The organism is Effusibacillus lacus (assembly GCF_002335525.1).
Classification (GTDB): Bacteria; Bacillota; Bacilli; order Tumebacillales; family Effusibacillaceae; genus Effusibacillus; species Effusibacillus lacus.
Genome location: NZ_BDUF01000014.1, coordinates 45,650 through 62,838 on the forward strand (window position 1 = coordinate 45,650; position 17,189 = coordinate 62,838).

Here is a 17,189-nt window from a genome sequence, read left to right on the forward strand (position 1 = left end):
AAAGGCTTCAAAGATTTCAACCGCCGTCGTGTTACGGTGTGCGTCCGGGTTGGCCGCATTTTCGAACTGCATGGGAATGAAGCTGTGGGGAATCTGCTCTGCCAACTCGTTCGCCTTGTCAATCGCACCCTGCATTCGAAGGGAACAGGGGGTCAGATGCACTTCAGCCCCAAATGCCCTCATCAGTTTCACTCTCTCAATTGTTGCGTTATCCGGCATCGTAATGATGCAGCGGTATCCTTTGGCTGCACAAGCCATAGCCAGTCCGATTCCAGTGTTGCCCGAAGTCGGTTCAATGATCGTGCTCTTCCCGGACAGAATCTTGCCCTCTTCTTCCGCTCGCCGGAGCATGTTGGACGCAGCCCGGTCCTTGACACTTCTGCCCGGGTTGAAAGATTCCAGCTTCATATAAACGCATGCCCCATCAGGCTCAGGGATCCGGTTCAGTTTGACAATGGGCGTATTTCCGACCAGTTCCAGAATATCATTGTGTACCTTCATTGCAGTAAAACCCCATTCCAGGCAGATCTTTGCTATTCACCCAAGCCAAGGATTCTCATGATGTCCTGCCGCAGTTGGATAAAGCGCTCGCCATTCCGGTTACGGGGGCGGGGAAGATCCAGGTCCATCGTCTCCACCACACGCCCTGGACGCGGACTCATGACAAAAATCCGGTCAGCCAGATAAAGCGCTTCATCAATATCATGCGTAATCAGAAGCATCGTCTTGCCTGATCCCTGCCAGAGGTTCAGAAGCTCATTTTGCATGGTCAGCTTGGTCATTGCATCAAGCGCCCCGTAAGGCTCATCAAGCAGCAGGACATCGGGGTCCATCACAAGCGCCCGGGCTATGGAGACCCGCTGGCGCATCCCGCCTGACAACTGGCTGGGGTAGTATTTTTCAAAGCCTGTGAGACCTACTTTCTCAAGAATGGCTTGTACACGCTCACGGCGTTCCTGTTTGGGAACATTGGCCAGTTCCAAACCGAAGCCCACGTTTTCTTCAACTGTAGACCAAGGATACAACGCATGTTCCTGAAAAATCATCATTCGGTCAGGCGAAGGCTTGGTGATGGGCTGCCCGCCTGCCAGCACTTTGCCGGTGTCTGCGGTTTCAAGCCCGGCCACCATACGCAGCACGGTACTTTTGCCACAGCCGGAGGGTCCCACAATCGCTGCAAATTCCCCCTGCTTCACTCGCAGATTTACATCTTCAAGGACTTTCAGGGTTTCAAAGGATTTATGGACGCTTTGAAGTTCCAATGTTTGCATCAGGCTTCACTCCCCCCGCCAACGTACCGCCACTTCAGCAACCGGCGCTTGAGCCCTTCCAGCACCACGAGATCAAAGAGTATGGCGATGGTCCCAATGATTACGATGTACAACAGGACATCGCCCATTTGGGCCACTTCTCCGGCAAACCGGATGGAGAATCCCAACCCTGTGGCAGCCCCGCCGACCATCTCACTGGCAATCAGGGAGCGCCAGGCATTCCCGAATGCCACTTGAGCGCCTGTGATAAAGGCTGGCAGCGTTTCGGGCAGATACACTTTTTTCAAGAGCTGTCCCTTGGTGGCTCCCAGGACCTTTGCCACTTCCAGATGCGTACGGACGACCCCTTCCGTTGCGTTCATGACGGATAGTGCCATCGGAAAGAAACTGGCGATGATAATCACCGTAATGATGGGAGCATTCCCAAAGCCAATCAGGATGATCAGGAATGGAATCCAAGTAATGGGCGGAATCGACTGCAGAATGGCAATCAGACTCCGCAGATAAACGGCAAATCCACGGAAAAGACCTGCCAGCAGCCCCAACAGTCCCCCCAGCAGGCATGCGGTCGGGTATCCGACCAGAAGCCGGAACAGACTGTCATTCAATGAGGCAAGAAAATCCGGTTCCGTCACCGCCTCAAGCAAACGCCCGAATACTTTCGGGATTCCAGGCAACAAGTAAGGCGGCGCAAAAAATGCCGCCACCTGCCAAATTGCCAACAAACTGCCTACAGCAGTCAGAAAGGGCCATGTTCTGCGCCATATCCGGCGACTAGTCTGGTTCATGCTTGTTCCCTGCCCTTACTTCTTGATTTGTTCCTGCCAGCTCAAATCGAGCGCTTTCTTCACATCAATGTCCTGCTTCAGAATTCCCTGTTCGACCATCATCCTGGAGATTTCCTGCATTCTGTCAATTTGCTGCGGCGTGATCGCCCATTCGAATTGCTGGGACTTGATCGACTCCTCAATCACCTTGGTTGCGGAAACCGTTCCGCCGGTCGAGGTTTGCAGGGTGTCCTCCTTGATGAAGTGTTTCTGGATCAACTTGGCCGATTCTCCCGGCTTCTGCCGCAACATCTCAATCGCTTCTTTTTGCGCGTCAAGCATTTTGTACACAACATCCCGGTTTTCCTTGGTCATTTTGCCGGAGGTAATCACCACCATGCAGGGAAACGGCCATTCCTTTCCGATCTCATAGATTTGCTCTACCGGAGAGGTCAGACGAGCGATCGAATCATAAGGTTCAAAGACAAATGCGGCATCCACTTTCCCAGCTTGCAGAGACTGGATTGCAACTGACGGAGACACGTATTGCATTTGGACATCTTTCTTGGTGATGCCCGCCTTCTTCCAAACCACGCCGTTCAAAACAATATCCGCGGTGCTTCCTTGCTGCTGGGAAGCCACCGACTTGCCTTTGAGATCCGAAAGCGACTTGATGCCGCTGTCTTTACGGACCAACATACTGTGGAAGCCCATCTGCGCTCCGCCCACAATCTTGATATCTGCTCCTTTGTCCAGCCAGGTGAGCGCATTGGTAAATCCAAGCACACCGGCATCCAACTGTCCGCCCACGATTGCCTTGATCAGGTCGGTCCCGCTGTTAAACATCTGCATTTCCACATCAAGACCGTGCTTCTTGTACAGACCTGCCTCGTGTGCGAGCATCATCTGGGCATCGTCCATCACATTCAGATACCCAGCCCGCAGTTTCTTCAGATTGACCTCCTGAGTTGTCGACTGGTGAGTACCGCCGGAATTCCCTTGGGTAGCCTGATTGCTGTTCCCGCACGCTGTCGTTCCCAAGACCAAACCCGCAACCATCACTGCAGCCAGTATACGCTTTGTATAGATACCATCTAAACGTTTCATATCGTTTGATCCTCCAAATACCTGCATTCTGTTATTTCCTATTGGTTTAATGGGGTTATTGTAGATAAAAAATTGAGCCTCGTCAAGAGAGAGATTGTGCCGTTTTATCAGAATAAAAACATGAGTATGAACTTAGAATAGAATATTTTCTGAATCTATCCAAACAGAGTATATTTATTATCAAAAATCGGATAAAATGATTGCAAGAAAAGAAAAACACATCGGTTGTTTTCATTTTTTTATTTTATAAAAACAGGGGGGCACATGGTATGCGAAGGGTTCCTTTTGAACCAATGTTATTGCCTCTAGGAGAAGACGTAATTGACCAGTTAACATTTATCAATGAACTGATCAACGCAAATAAAAGTGTTGCTCAATACCAGATCATGCTTAGGAATGCAAAAGTTTCCCCCAAGCTTCTTTTGAATCCCATCATGCTGAATGAAGCAGTTCAGTCAACCAAGATTGAAGGCACGCAAGTCACGTTGGATGAAGTTCTGGAAGTCGAGGCACAAAGCCGCAAAAATAATAAAGATGTTCAAGAGGTAATGAATTACTTCCACGCCTTAAATCAAGGGATGGAAACGCTTAGAATGTTGCCCATTTCTACAAGGCTCTTTAAATTGCTGCACAAAACCCTTATGTCAAATGCAGTTCGGGGAAGTAACCGTTCTCCCGGTGAATATCGTAAAAGTCAAAACTTCATAGGTCCCGCAGGATGTACAATTGAAACTGCAACATACATCCCTCCGGAACCTCAGCTGGTTGATAAATACATGGATAACCTGGAGAAGTATATCAATAATCCCAAAGATAATCTAAATGAGCTGGTCCGCATCGCCATCATTCATGCGCAATTTGAAACCATTCACCCATTTCTTGATGGCAACGGAAGAATTGGACGCATATTGATCCCCATTTACTTATATTATAAAGAGGTTATCGATTACCCCAACTTCTTCTTAAGCGAAACTTTGGAAAAGGACAAACATAAATACTACCGTTATTTGAATGACACCCGATATAAAAGTGACTGGAACCAGTGGATAAAATTCTTTCTCGAATCAGTGGATATCCAAGCCAGAAAAAACATCAAGCTCATTGAAGAGTTTAACAATTTATACGAACATGATCTGGCTATTGCGCAACGACTGGTTAACAGCAGCAGCATAAAAACATTAGTCGATGCCATGTTCCAGCGTCCTGTTTTCACCGTAAAGACCATGACGATAGCCACAGGTTTATCCGATGCCACTTGCAGAAGATATCTGGCAACACTTGAAGAGAATCGTTTGATTTTCTCCAATAACAAGCAAAGATCCAAAACATTCTATTATTATAATTTGCTGGATAAATTACGGTAATATCCTTAAGAAGGCCAGGGGGTCTTCCTACCCCCTGGAACTCTCCAAATCCCGCGTAAGAGAATCATTTCTTACTTTTTCAAAAGTTGCCCCCGTGTGACCCCCAGCTGATTGGTCGCTTTCAGGGTCTTCCACACGCTGGTGCCGCTGCGTTGACCTTGAAGAACCTCCCGGTACAACCGCAGCACTTCCCGGACCTGCTCCCCGTCCTCTTCCAGAAACTCAACGCGGAACGAGCGTATTCCCGCTTTCAGGAAGTCAGACAGATACTCGGCACCCGATTGTTCAATTGCATTATAAACGGTATTGCGGCAACCAATGTCCACCCGGACCGGATGAAGCATCCCAATGCGGTCCTGCAGGGAAACCCGATGGCTCTCACACGGGCGTCCACAGTTGGTAAAGTCGGTCCCCTCACTCAAGAAGGTGCAGAACACACAGTGTTCGGTATGGAACATGGGGAGATGTTGGTGGATAACGATCTCCACCTTCTCAGTCGGAGAGACTTCCAACAAATCCATCATTTGCTGGATGTTCAGGTCATAAGAAGGTGTTACCCGATCAAGTCCCCGGGCCAGGAACAACTCTACCGCTTTATGATTCGCTATATTCAGGGAAAAATCGCCCACCAGCAGTCTTGGAAGTTCCTGCTGCGTATAGTATTGGAGTGCCCCAAGGCTTCGTACAAGCACCGCATCCGGTTCCGATTGCAATATCCCTTTCAGAATGCCGTTCTCACCCGGCATATGAATGCGGGGAGTCGCCAGCGCAATCGGTTTTCCGTATTCCCGTGCCACTTGTACCGCGTACGGATAATCGGTGGTAAATTCAAAATCTGCATAGATGTAATCTGCATCCGTTTCGCACGCAGCATGAATCTGATCCATGGAGCGGCACAGGGCAATCAGCTGGGCGGGTGCTTGCCGCTGATCCTGTCTCTCTTTCTTCGCCGCCTTCACTTCCACCTGGTGCTTTTGATAACGAGGCGGTGCCTGACGCAAAGCCAGCAGCTGATCCACCGCAATACGCCGCATCCGATTCAACTCTTTCACCGGCAGGATCACGTTTCCGTCCAGTTCCGACCGAACCTCGGCCAGCTCGAAGATCGTACCCCCCAGACGCCCCAGCTGCTCCGTCAAGTATTCCAACGTTAACGGTCGCTTCACCGCTGCTTCCAACAAGTCCCGGGATTGTACGGTCACAGAATGACCGGTTGCAAGATCGTACCAGGTTGATACAAGCGGCTCTCCCATTTTTCCGCTGACAGCCACTGCAATCGGGAACAAGCGGTATGCCTGCTCCGTTTCAAACGTCAAACGCAAACGGCGCTCCAATTCCGGGTCGCTGGTCTTCCAAATGCGGTCTCCCACACGGACTTTCGTCAGATCCACATCCCGTCGTCCGGGCACGATTTCGATGAACCCGCCCTGAACTTCACCTTCCACCTTGACTCCTTTTTTTCGCAGGTCATAGACACGTCCGCCTTCTTCCTTCTCTTCCGGACGCCCCGCATCGAATACGATCCCGTCCCCGCGCTTTACCGGCGCTTCCAGTTGACACAGGACTCCGTCCTTCAGCACCTTTAAAACTGTGCCGAGGTATACGCCCCGACTTTTCGGGAAAGTGCCGTCCAGCAGCTGCTTGTTATTGGTTCCCTTCAGGAAACCGTGGGTGAATCCGCGGCTGAAGCTCTGCTGCAGTTCCCGTATCTCTTCCTTGCTTGGGATATAGTCTCTGCCGGCCAGGTACTCGTCAATCGCTTTCCGATATTTGCTGACCACATTCGCTACATATTCCGGGGACTTCAGGCGCCCTTCGATCTTGAACGAAGAAACCCCCGCTTCGATCAGCTCCCCCACCAGGTCCAATGCCGCCAGGTCTTTCGGGGACAGCAGATAGGAAATGTTGGCCATTTCCTTCTTCTTGCCATCCACAATCAGATCATAGGGCAGACGACAGGCTTGAGCACACTCACCGCGATTCGCTGAACGTCCTCCCCACATCTCCGAGGTCAGGCATTGTCCTGAATAGGATACGCACAGCGCCCCGTGAACAAACACTTCCAGGGGTGTTTCCGTATGGTCGGCGATGGTTTTGATCTGTTTGAGATTGTTCTCCCTTCCGAGCACGACAACTTCCACATCATAGGGCTGCAGGAACTCCACCGCTTCCGGGGAGGTTACTGTCATCTGGGTCGAAATGTGGATGGGGAAATCCGGGGAAATCTCCCGGATCATCTGCAGGAGCCCCGCATCCTGAACAATCAGGGCATCCACACCCGCATCGATACAAGCCTCCACCAGTTGCCGGGCTTCTTCCAGTTCGTTTTCAAAGATCAGGATATTGAAGGTCACGTATCCTCTGACGTTGTACTTATGCAAATACGCCATAATGTCAGGCAGTTCTTCCACTCGGAAGTTCTCAGCCCGGACACGGGCGTTATATTTGTCCACTCCGAAGAATACGGCATCGGCCCCGTTGGCAACAGCCGCGCGCAAACAGTCCCAATTCCCGGCCGGGGCTAACAATTCTATGGTGTCTCTGGCAATTCGTTTCACTTCTATACACCCCTCCGACTAGAACTCGTAAACTTTATTATTTTACTTCAATTCAAACAGAGGGGAAACGCCTTTTTGTTGGAAACTTCGTTCGATCACTGTCAGAACGGCGTCAACATCGTTATTTTTGTTACACGTTTGTTATCGGTATGTTAAGCGTTTTGCAATTGTTCAGATCCGTACTGCTGAAGTACCATAGAAAGAGAAGTCAGGAACGATGTTTCCTCAAATTCAATCAAAAAGGCGGCCATCCTATTGATAAGATTCCTGAAAGGATCCTGGACACGCTTGCGGGACAATCTTTGGTTCCGGGAAGGCTTGGTAGTTCGGGGCAGGTACAAAATTTTACGAAAGCTCGGCATGGGCAGTTACGGAGTCACTTATCTGTGCGACGATCTCCAAACCGGCCTCCCCTGTGTACTAAAGCGGGTGAGTCCGCAGAGAGGCGGACGCCGCAAGGCTGAAACCATATATACCCGGGAAACCGGCATCTTGCAGCGACTGCAGCATCCTGCCATACCGAAGCTGTACGAGTGTTTCAGCTACCGAAGATTTCTGTGTTATACCATGGAGTACTTCGAAGGGAAGAGCCTGGAACACCTTCTGTTTCAAGATCATGCCGCCTTCCCCGAAAAAGAAGCGCTTGCCCTTGTGGCAAACCTGCTTCCCACAGTGGAGTATATCCATTCCGTTGGCTTCGTTCACAGGGATATCAGCATCGCCAACGTGATTCTTAAGGGAGATGCAGTCAAATTGATCGACTTTGGCCTTGCAAGGGACTTGAAAGATGCCCAAACGGAAGATGGCGAAGCGGATGACGTGGAGGCAGATGACCCCTCGCTCAAGAGAATTCGCAGAAAGCTTCACGTAACAAGTGATTTTTACTCAATTGGACACCTGCTGCTGTTTCTGCTTTACAGTACGTACCCTGAAGATGCAGCTCCCGAGTCCGATACGGAACATAGCTGGGAGGAGGAGCTATCCCTTCACCCGCTGACAAGCAGACTGCTCCGCCGATTACTGTTGGCGGAGCAGCCTTACAGCCATGTCCGGGAAGTGGCGGAAGACGTACAATCCGCCATTTGCAGCTTATAGCTCTTTTTTCGGCTTAACTGCTGAAAATGCTAAAGCTGGAAGAATGTTTCCCCTTGTAATACGAGCTTCCATATTTGTTGTGGTGAAAGTGGGAATGCTGGTGATGCTTATGATAATGGTCGCTGCTGAAATGGCTGCGATAGTGCTTTCTGTGGTGTCTTCTTGACCCCAGGGCCGAATAGAACAGTTTCTTTAACAAGTCCTTAATCATGGGTACGCCTCCTCTCCTCTATTTTCTATTACGGAACACACCATAAAATGTTTCAAGTTCTCCCAAACAAAAAGACCTTTTCCTATTTTGAGGAAAGGTCTCGCTGGCTATTTCGTGTATATGAAATCTTCCGAATCCTTCTCTTTATCGTCATTAAATTTGTCCAGCATATTGATGGCATCAATAAGATGATCAGGTAGGTTCACGTTATCTTGTATCAGATCAAATCTTATGATACGATAAATAATGGTCTAACAACAATACGGATAAATACAAAGTTTATCCCAAATTAATATTACCACATAAATCCGGCCAAGTCAATCCCTTTGAACATAACCAAATGATAAGGAAAAGGAGTGGTTCCATGGGTACAGTTGAGCATGATTGGCAGGAAGAGCAACAGCGGGTCGACCGAATGGTAGACGAAATTGATAAGCAGATCGCCTCCCTGCAACAACATGTCGGCAGTATGAAAGCGGATATCGCGAAGATCCGCAAAAACTTCTGGGAGGATGTTACCGTCAATTTTGACGATGCACATGAAGCGGCGGAAACGTACGCAAGCATCAAACAACAGGCGGAAGTTTTATCAGAGCGGGAACGCAGCCATCGACATGCCGAGAACCAGTTGAAAACACTGTTCCGGCTCAAACATTCCCCGTATTTCGGTCGAATTGACTTCAAGGAAAACGGTGAGAAGGAATCCGAGAAAATCTACCTTGGTATCGCTTCCCTGCTCGATGAAAACGAAGAGCACTTTCTGATCTATGATTGGCGTGCGCCAGTGGCCAGTCTGTATTATGACTACCCGCCCGGACCGGCGGAATACGAAACCCCCGGCGGCACCATCACCGGTACACTGGAATTGAAAAGACAATATATGATCCGCGACGGATACATCCGCAGCATGTTTGACACAGGTGTTACGATTGGCGACGAACTTCTTAAAGAAGTGCTCGGCAAACATTCCAGTACACAAATGAGGAATATTGTCGCCACCATTCAAAAGGAACAGAACCGCATCATCCGAAACGAACGAAGCCGCCTGCTTATCGTGCAAGGAGCGGCTGGCAGCGGCAAAACTTCGGCCGCCCTGCAACGTGTCGCCTATTTGTTGTACCGCTACCGGGAAACGCTGCAAGCGGATCAGATTGTGCTGATATCTCCCAACCCGATGTTTAACAGCTATGTCTCCACCGTCCTCCCTGAGTTGGGCGAGGAGAACATGCAACAGACGACGTTTTACGAATATCTGGAGCAGCGGCTTGCCAAAACATTCCGGCTCGAAACTCCCTTCACCCAGTTGGAATATGTGCTCACCGCTTTGCACGAACCAGGTTATGCAGCACGCCTGGAAGGCATACGGTTTAAGGGTTCCACTGATTTTTTGCAGGTAATGGATCTTTACATTGAAAACCTTGGACGGGAAGGCATTAGTTTCCTTGATGTGCAGTTTAAAGGGGAGGTGCTCATTTCCGCCCAACGCATCGCAGAACAGTTCTACTCCCTTGATGCTTCCCTGCGAATTCCCAACCGAGTGGAACTGCTGGCCAAATGGTTGCTTGCGGAGTTGGAAGAGAAAGCGCGCTTGGAGCGAAAGAAACCGTGGGTGGAAGACGAAATCCAGCTCCTTGATCAAGAAGACTTCCAGAGGGTTTATCAGGAACTGAGAAGAAGAAAACGATTCAGCGGAGATACTTTCAACGACTTTGCTCTTGAACAAAAGCTGCTCTCCGAAATGATTGTGAACCGGCACTTCAAACCACTGCGGGAGACTGTGAAACGGCTTCGGTTTATCAATATGCCTGCCATCTATCGGCAATTGTTCACCCTTCCGAATCTTCACTTCATCCCTCACATCAAAGATCTATTGCCTGCGGAATGGTTGAACATCTGTGAGCAGACGTTGGAACGATTGGATCGCTCCGAACTGGCCTATGAAGATGCAACGCCGTACTTGTACCTGAAGGAGCGGATCGAAGGATTCCGGACCCACACATCTGTAAGACATGTCTTTATTGATGAGGCCCAGGATTATTCCCCTTTTCAATTCGCCTTCCTAAAACGGCTGTTTCCACACAGCAAAATGACAATACTCGGCGACCTGAACCAGGCCATATTCGCCCATGCCGTTAACTCCGACTTTGAACAACTCTCCTCAATCTACGGGGATATACAGACGGAGAAAATTGTTCTGACGCGAAGCTACCGTTCTACGCGGCAGATCGTTGAATTTACACGCGGGATAATCGAGGGAGGAGACAGAATCGAGCCATTTAACCGGGGTGGCAGGTACCCGACCGTGACACAAGCAGCAGACACGACAGAACTTGCCGCCAAGATCAAAGAACGCATCCGGTCTCTACAAAGCGAAGGCCATAGCACGATAGCGGTAATTGCCAAAACCGCCTCTGAGTGCCAGGAAGCTTACGAAGCGCTGCAGGGAGAGATGCCGCTTCGCCTGATCACGAAAGAAACGATCTCCTTTGAACCCGGCATACTGATTATACCCTCCTATCTCGCCAAAGGCGTGGAATTTGACGCAGTGATTATCTACAACGCATCTCAAACACAGTACGGAAGAGAGAGTGAACGGAAGATTTTCTACACTGCCTGCACCCGGGCAATGCATGAGCTGCATGTCTATTCTGTTGGCGAGATGAGTCGTTTTCTAAGAGGTCTTTCACCTGATACGTATATCAAGGAAAGCTAATTCGTAACGACACAAAAAATGCCGCCAGGATGATTGGGTGACCTTCCCTGGCGGCTGAATAATTACATATCCAAAATCCCTAGTGTTTAGTTTGATATTATTACCAACAATATGGTTTTTACACGCCTTTTTACTTATGGTCTGTCGTTTAGCCCTTCGTCAATTTCGTCCAATTTGCGTCTAATAAAAGTTCCCCGCTACATATTAGGCCAATAATTGCAACTTTCTTTTTACGTTCCATTTTAGAACCTTCCAGTTGTGCTTGATGGCAACTGCTTCACATTTCTCGTTGAGGAACAGAATCGGATTGGTCAAGATTGTAAAGCATATGCTCAATTGTTTGTTTTATGCCTTCTTTATAAGGGGTTCTCGGTATACTCTTAATTTCCTGTTCAAGCTTCCCGCCGTCCAGAACGACAGGCTCTTCCGTCAAATACACCATTTCAACGACTTCCCGCATCATCTTATTAAACAGCCCCATGAACTGTACCATACCCTTTGTGACCGTTCCCACATTTTTGTTGTACCCCGTATGTTCCCGCAAGATCGCTACGATTTCATCCCCTGTAATTACACCGCTGCCGGGTATGTTCCAGTTCTGTCCGTATGCCGAATCCATGAGCGCCAATTCTACCAAGGCTTTTGCTCCATCAGGCGTAAATATGTACTCTCTGGGTATCTTGCGATCCCCCACAAACATGGATTTTTTGTTTTTTATTACTCTCTCGAAAGTATAGTTCAGTAAGGTATTATCCGCATTGGGTCCGTAAAAATCGGGAAAGTGCGCAATAAGGACAGGCAGATTTGATTGCTTGGCCATAGTCTCCAGTTGCAAACGGATTTTCCCCTTTTTTGTATGGGGGTTTTTAGGGGATTTCTCCGTAACCAAAGCACCAGTGCTTCTTCCATAGGCGTATATGTTGTCCACCAAAACAAGCTTTGCATTAGCGTGTCTTGCCGATTCCAAGATATTGCCCATTAACACAGGCAATTTCTTCTCCCATTCCGGATAGGGAATGTTCATCGCATGGAAGATGACGTCCACATCCGCTGCCGCTTCTTTCAAACTCTCCAAACTGAATGCATCTCCGGGACTAATCATGACCTTCTTCTCATTCGCAAAAAGCTTGGCGAGCTTTTCTTTTCCGCGGGCAAATGCAACTACATCAATTCCTCTTTGAGCCAACTCCTTTACAATTGAATATCCCATTCCGCCGGATGCCCCTAAAACTAACGCTTTGTTCATTGGTCTTCCTCCTTTAAATTAACCACTGTTCAATAAACGCCTAAAAAAATTACTTCCTTACTAAGGATCGCAAAATAAAGTCCACATGTGATTCTGCCAGTGTTCGAACGTCCTCAAATGTTTGGCCGCTTCTGCAATAATGCGACACAAGTCCATGCAGGGAGAGAAAGACCGACCAAATCTCTGTCAGGGTTACTTGCTGATTGCAGAGTGCGTAGACTGCCTTGGCGAATTTTTCATAGATTAGATTCGGCTCTTGTTGCACATAGGTTCTCACTTCTTCATCTTTGATCAGAAACATGATTTCATAATGACTTTGTTTCGTCAGGCCAAACTTGATAAATCCCAACAGCACCTCCCTGAGTTTACTGTGTGGATCTAATGGTTTGTTCAGAATCTGTTCAAGAGCCTCGTCAAGTAGAATGAAGTCTTGCCTAACCAGGGCATAGAACAAATCGGCCTTGTTCTTAAAGTGATAATAGATCGCTCCGTGACTATAGCCCAATTCCTTTGAAATCTGGCGCATGGATACATGCTGATACCCGTTCTCCAAGAACAACTTTCGTGCCGTGTCCATAATCATTTCGCGTGTAAGTTCCTGCTCTACTGCTTTTCTTGGAGACATTCTCAACCCCTCTTTGCAACCCTATTGACCAGTGTTCAATTAAATGATATCTTTATCTTCGACCGTTGTCAAATCTTACTTCTCCTTCCCTGATCCTATCTCTTGAAAAAGGATTGATTCGTATGCTGATACAATACTCGAACCTGGTTTTACGGTTCCTTCTGGAATTGTTTGCCCTAGTCGCGTTTGGTTACTGGGGGTTCAAAATCGGAAGAGGAATGATCGTAAAGATCGGTATAGGGATCGGAGCTCCTCTTCTGGCTGCACTGGTTTGGGGAATGTTCGGATCTCCCGGCGCGCCTATGCCTGTATCCGGGCTATTACACCTGATCCTAGAGTTAACCATTTTCGGTTTAGCAACTGCCGCGCTGTACACTTCCGGCCATCCAGCGATGGCAGCAATCTTCGGGCTGACTGTGGTGATCAACCGACTTTTGATGTATGTATGGGGGCAATGAATCAAATATTCCAATTCTTTTGGACTTATATTTCGGCTTACCATACCTATTTATCCATCTTCCGTATTTGTCAGACTCGTAGGATCGGAAAGCATTTTCGATGCCCATGACGACTACAATGACATTTGAACACGAGTGGTAGAGGAAGGCCAACCAGTGTATACCGGTCGGCCCCTTCTTTGCCATATCAATGTCGCGCTACTCATGAAAATCGAGTCCCGAACGAACTTCTTTCACATACCCCGCGCGGATGACGAAATCCCCGAAATGCTCGCCTTCCTCACGTTCCTTCGCATACCGATTCAAGATCGGCCGCAGTTCCTCCAGGATTTCTGTCTCGCCGATATTTTCACGGTACAGCTTATTCAATCGATTTCCGGAGAAACCTCCGCCCAAATACATGTTGTATTTGCCTGGAGCCTTGCCGATAAACGCAATTTCCGCCAGTGCAGGTCGAGCGCATCCGTTCGGACAGCCGGTCATGCGAATGACGATCTCCTCATCGCGCAAACCCGCCTCATCCAAGATCAACTCGATCTTCTCCAGCAGCGTAGGCAAATAGCGCTCCGACTCAGCCATCGCCAAGCCGCAAGTCGGCAAGGCCACACAGGCCATAGAGTTTCTCCGCAACGCGGAATATGGAGTACCATCGGTGAGCCCGTACGCGTTGATGATTTCCTCGATTTTTTTCTTCTTTTGACTGGTCACATTCCCGATGATGAGGTTCTGATTCGGCGTCAGGCGGAAATCCCCTGTATGCACCTTGGCGATTTCCCGTATACCGGACATCAAGAGGTAGTTGTCCTCGTCTTTCACCCTGCCGTTCTGAATGAAAAGGGTGAAATGCCATTTGCCGTTGCTTCCTTTCACCCAACCATAGCGGTCACCATTGTGATCGAAATGGTAAGGGCGCGCTTCCTCCAGCTTCCACCCCAGTCGCTGTTGAAGCTCATTGATGAACCATTCGATGCCGCGGTCGTCGATTGTGTATTTGAACCGAGCGTGCTTCCGCACCGAGCGATCTCCGTAATCTCTTTGGATCGTGACCGTTTTCTCGGCCACGTCGACAATTTGTTCCGGCGAGATGAAACCGATCACCCGCGCCAGCTGCGGATACGTCTTCGGATCGCCGTGCGTCATTCCCATTCCGCCGCCGACCGCAACGTTGAACCCCAGCAGCCGCCCTTCTTCATAAATGGCAATGAAGCCCAGATCCTGAGAAAAGACGTCTACGTCGTTGGAAGGCGGTACAGCGATGCCGATCTTAAACTTGCGCGGCAAATAGACAGGCCCGTAGATCGGTTCTTGCTCTATCCCTTCCAGACTGTCTACAACCTTCTCTTCGTCAAGCCAAATTTCATGATAGGCTCTGGTCCGCGGATCGAGATGATTGCTTACTTTCTTGGCCCATTCGTAAACCTGTTCGTGGATTTCCGACTGGTACGGATTCGGGTTGCACATAACGTTGCGGTTCACGTCCCCGCAAGCGGCAAGCGTGCTTAATAAAGCATCGTTGATTTGCCTGATCGTATTCTTCATATTCCACTTAATCACGCCGTGCAGCTGGAAAGACTGTCGGGTCGTCAGACGAATCGTTCCGTTGGCATATTGCCGGGCGATACGGTCCATCACCAACCATTGCTCCGGCGTGACGATCCCGCCGGCCGCCCGCACGCGCACCATGAATTGATAGGCCGGCTCCAGCTTCTGTTTATTCCGTTCGTTGCGAAGATCCCGATCATCCTGCATGTAGCTTCCGTGAAATTTCATCAATCGATTATCGTCCTCAGGGATGGACCCGGTAATCCTGTCTTCCAGCGACTCTGCCAGGTTTCCCCGCAGGTAATTGCTTCGGCGCTTGATCTCCTCTACATCGCTGTGAGGCGCACTGTTTGGCGAAAGCAAATTATTTTCTGACATGCTACTATCTCCTCTCGCTGTCTTTTGCCTACCACTCAGTAGACATCTCGCTGATAACGTTTTTCCTGTTGCATACGTTTTAGATACTCTATAGCTTCCTCTGAGCCAAGTCCGCCCTGTTGTTCGAGTATCGTGGCCAGGGCGGCATGAACGTCATGCGCCATCTTCTTCTCGTCTCCGCATACGTATACGCAAGCCCCTTCCTGCAACCATTGATACAGTTCCTTGCTCTTCTCAAGCATCCGGTGCTGAACGTATACCTTTTGATCCGTATCGCGGGAGAACGCGACATCCATGCGTGTCAGTACGCCCTCTTTGAGCCAACGCTGCCAGTCGACCTGATACAGGAAGTCTGTGGAGAAATGCTGATCGCCGAAGAACAACCAAGTCTTGCCTTTCGCCCCAATCTCCTCCCGTTCCCCCAGGAAGGCCCGGAAAGGAGCGACGCCTGTGCCTGGCCCGATCATGATAATCGGTGTATCCGGGTTCTGCGGAAGCTTAAAATTAGGGTTGTGGTGTACAAATACCGGTAACGTATCGCCCGCTTCCAGACGATCCGCGATATAGCTCGAACACACGCCGTACCGATATCGTCCATGAGCCTTGTATTGTACCTTTCGAATTGTGAGATGCACCTCGTCCGGGTACGCCTTCGGACTGCTGGAGATCGAATAAAGTCGAGCCGGCAGCTTCCTGAGAATCGATACGAACTCTTTGGCAGACACTCCTTTAAGGCTGTAATCCTGCACCAAATCCAACAAATCTCGATCTCTGATATACTCTCTAAGCTCTTGCTCTCGTCCTGCCGCAAGCAGCTCCTGCAGCCCGTTGCCCGAAGAAAGCTTCGACGCTTGCTCTATGAGCGGCTTTGTCAGAACCGTGATTTCATAATGGCTGGACAACGCCTCTCTTAATGGGCGCTCTTCTCCGTTCTTATTAATTGGAACAAGTTCTTCCGGTTTCCAGCCCATCGCTTCGATCAGCTCATCGACAAGGCGAGGATGATTCTTTGGATAGATCCCCAAGCAGTCGCCCGGTTCATATTGGAGATTGGATCCCTCGAGGGAGAGCTCCAGATGACGAGTTTCCCGGTCCGACCCGCGTCCGTTCAGGTTCAAATTCTCAAGAACCACGGCCTGGAACGGATTCGATCGTGAATATTCGGTTTGCGTCCCTCTCTCGATCGTTACACCGCCGACGCTTGTAGTGGCCTGGGCCGCCGACGCCTCACTTAGAGAGGACAGGACATTATTCATCCACTCTGCGGCAGGCTCGTCGTAATCCACGTCGCAATCAACGCGCGGAGTAAGACGCTTGCCACCGAGTTCTTCAAGACGCTTGTCGAAATCCTTTCCGGTTTGGCAGAAAAACTCATAAGACGTGTCTCCCAAAGCCAGTACGGAAAACCGCAGGCCCTCTAATTGAGGCGCTCTCTTGCTATGCAGAAATTCATAGAAAGATAAAGCGTTGTCCGGCGGTTCACCTTCCCCATGTGTGCTTACCACAATAAGCAGATTTTGAACCTTTTTCAACGTATTCGGCTTGAAGTCGTTCATCGAGGAGAGCGTTACCTGGAAACCCTGTTCTTGAAGCCTTCCGGACAGCTTATTTGCCAATTTTTGGCTGTTCCCGGTTTGGGATCCGAAGAGCACCGTCACCTCTTTGGAAATGACTGGCGCATTCACTGCCAAAGCAGTCTGCGGTGATGCGGCCATCGGTGTTTCCGCTTTGTGAAGAGCCGTAAGATAACCGCTCAACCAGACCTTCTGCACCTCCGTAAGCGTGGGCAGCAAGCGATTGAGGAGCTCCACTTGCTCCTGATTGAAAGGACTGTTTGTCACCTGAAGTACCACC

At 49.4% G+C, this 17,189-nt stretch carries 14 protein-coding genes; 4 read left to right on the forward strand and 10 right to left on the reverse strand.

Annotated elements, in window-relative coordinates; genetic code table 11:
• The 4 genes from EFBL_RS21100 to EFBL_RS03590 all read right to left on the reverse strand — a co-directional run.
• A partial coding sequence (locus EFBL_RS21100; RefSeq protein ID WP_231705674.1) for a PLP-dependent cysteine synthase family protein occupies window positions 1-501 on the reverse strand: 501 nt, incomplete at its 3' end.
• A 32-nt stretch (window positions 502-533) separates the two neighbouring features.
• Window positions 534-1,271, reverse strand: a complete 738-nt coding sequence (locus EFBL_RS03580) for an ABC transporter ATP-binding protein (RefSeq protein ID WP_096180766.1) — start codon at window positions 1,269-1,271, stop codon at window positions 534-536.
• A complete protein-coding gene (locus EFBL_RS03585) occupies window positions 1,271-2,059 on the reverse strand; it encodes an ABC transporter permease (RefSeq protein WP_096180767.1) in 789 nt (262 codons plus the stop codon). Before EFBL_RS03585 ends, EFBL_RS03580 begins: the two co-directional genes overlap by 1 nt.
• 15 nt (window positions 2,060-2,074) lie before the next feature.
• Window positions 2,075-3,145, reverse strand: a complete 1,071-nt coding sequence (locus EFBL_RS03590; protein WP_231705675.1) for an ABC transporter substrate-binding protein — start codon at window positions 3,143-3,145, stop codon at window positions 2,075-2,077.
• A 269-nt stretch (window positions 3,146-3,414) separates the two neighbouring features.
• On the opposite strand from EFBL_RS03590, the gene EFBL_RS03595 reads away from it, so the two are divergent.
• A complete protein-coding gene (locus EFBL_RS03595) occupies window positions 3,415-4,509 on the forward strand; it encodes a Fic family protein (RefSeq protein WP_096180768.1) in 1,095 nt (364 codons plus the stop codon).
• A gap of 71 nt (window positions 4,510-4,580) precedes the next feature.
• On the opposite strand, the gene EFBL_RS03600 is transcribed toward EFBL_RS03595, so the two are convergent.
• Window positions 4,581-7,067 (reverse strand): U32 family peptidase, encoded by a 2,487-nt coding sequence (locus EFBL_RS03600; RefSeq protein WP_096180769.1) that lies wholly within the window; start codon window positions 7,065-7,067, stop codon window positions 4,581-4,583.
• Between the two features lie 255 nt (window positions 7,068-7,322).
• Between EFBL_RS03600 and EFBL_RS03605 the strand changes: the two genes are divergently transcribed.
• Window positions 7,323-8,162 (forward strand): serine/threonine protein kinase, encoded by an 840-nt coding sequence (locus tag EFBL_RS03605; RefSeq protein ID WP_096180770.1) that lies wholly within the window; start codon window positions 7,323-7,325, stop codon window positions 8,160-8,162.
• Between the two features lie 13 nt (window positions 8,163-8,175).
• Here the strand turns inward: EFBL_RS03605 and EFBL_RS03610 are convergent, their stop codons facing one another.
• Complete coding sequence (locus EFBL_RS03610) at window positions 8,176-8,373, reverse strand: hypothetical protein (RefSeq protein WP_096180771.1); 198 nt, start codon at window positions 8,371-8,373, stop codon at window positions 8,176-8,178.
• Between the two features lie 364 nt (window positions 8,374-8,737).
• On the opposite strand from EFBL_RS03610, the gene helD reads away from it, so the two are divergent.
• On the forward strand, window positions 8,738-11,086 hold the full coding sequence (gene helD / locus EFBL_RS03615) for an RNA polymerase recycling motor HelD (protein WP_096180772.1): 2,349 nt from the start codon (window positions 8,738-8,740) through the stop codon (window positions 11,084-11,086).
• A gap of 277 nt (window positions 11,087-11,363) precedes the next feature.
• Here helD and EFBL_RS03620 read toward each other — a convergent pair whose 3' ends face one another.
• On the reverse strand, window positions 11,364-12,332 hold the full coding sequence (locus tag EFBL_RS03620) for an SDR family NAD(P)-dependent oxidoreductase (protein WP_096180773.1): 969 nt from the start codon (window positions 12,330-12,332) through the stop codon (window positions 11,364-11,366).
• A gap of 49 nt (window positions 12,333-12,381) precedes the next feature.
• Window positions 12,382-12,957, reverse strand: a complete 576-nt coding sequence (locus EFBL_RS03625; RefSeq protein WP_096180774.1) for a TetR/AcrR family transcriptional regulator — start codon at window positions 12,955-12,957, stop codon at window positions 12,382-12,384.
• 122 nt (window positions 12,958-13,079) lie between these two features.
• Between EFBL_RS03625 and EFBL_RS03630 the strand changes: the two genes are divergently transcribed.
• Window positions 13,080-13,415 (forward strand): YrdB family protein, encoded by a 336-nt coding sequence (locus EFBL_RS03630; RefSeq protein ID WP_207907580.1) that lies wholly within the window; start codon window positions 13,080-13,082, stop codon window positions 13,413-13,415.
• A 198-nt stretch (window positions 13,416-13,613) separates the two neighbouring features.
• Here the strand turns inward: EFBL_RS03630 and cysI are convergent, their stop codons facing one another.
• Entirely contained in the window at window positions 13,614-15,335 is a 1,722-nt protein-coding gene (gene cysI, locus EFBL_RS03635; RefSeq protein WP_096180776.1) for an assimilatory sulfite reductase (NADPH) hemoprotein subunit, read from the reverse strand.
• A gap of 35 nt (window positions 15,336-15,370) precedes the next feature.
• Complete coding sequence (locus tag EFBL_RS03640; RefSeq protein WP_096180777.1) at window positions 15,371-17,188, reverse strand: assimilatory sulfite reductase (NADPH) flavoprotein subunit; 1,818 nt, start codon at window positions 17,186-17,188, stop codon at window positions 15,371-15,373.
• Between the last annotated feature and the right edge of the window lies 1 nt (window position 17,189).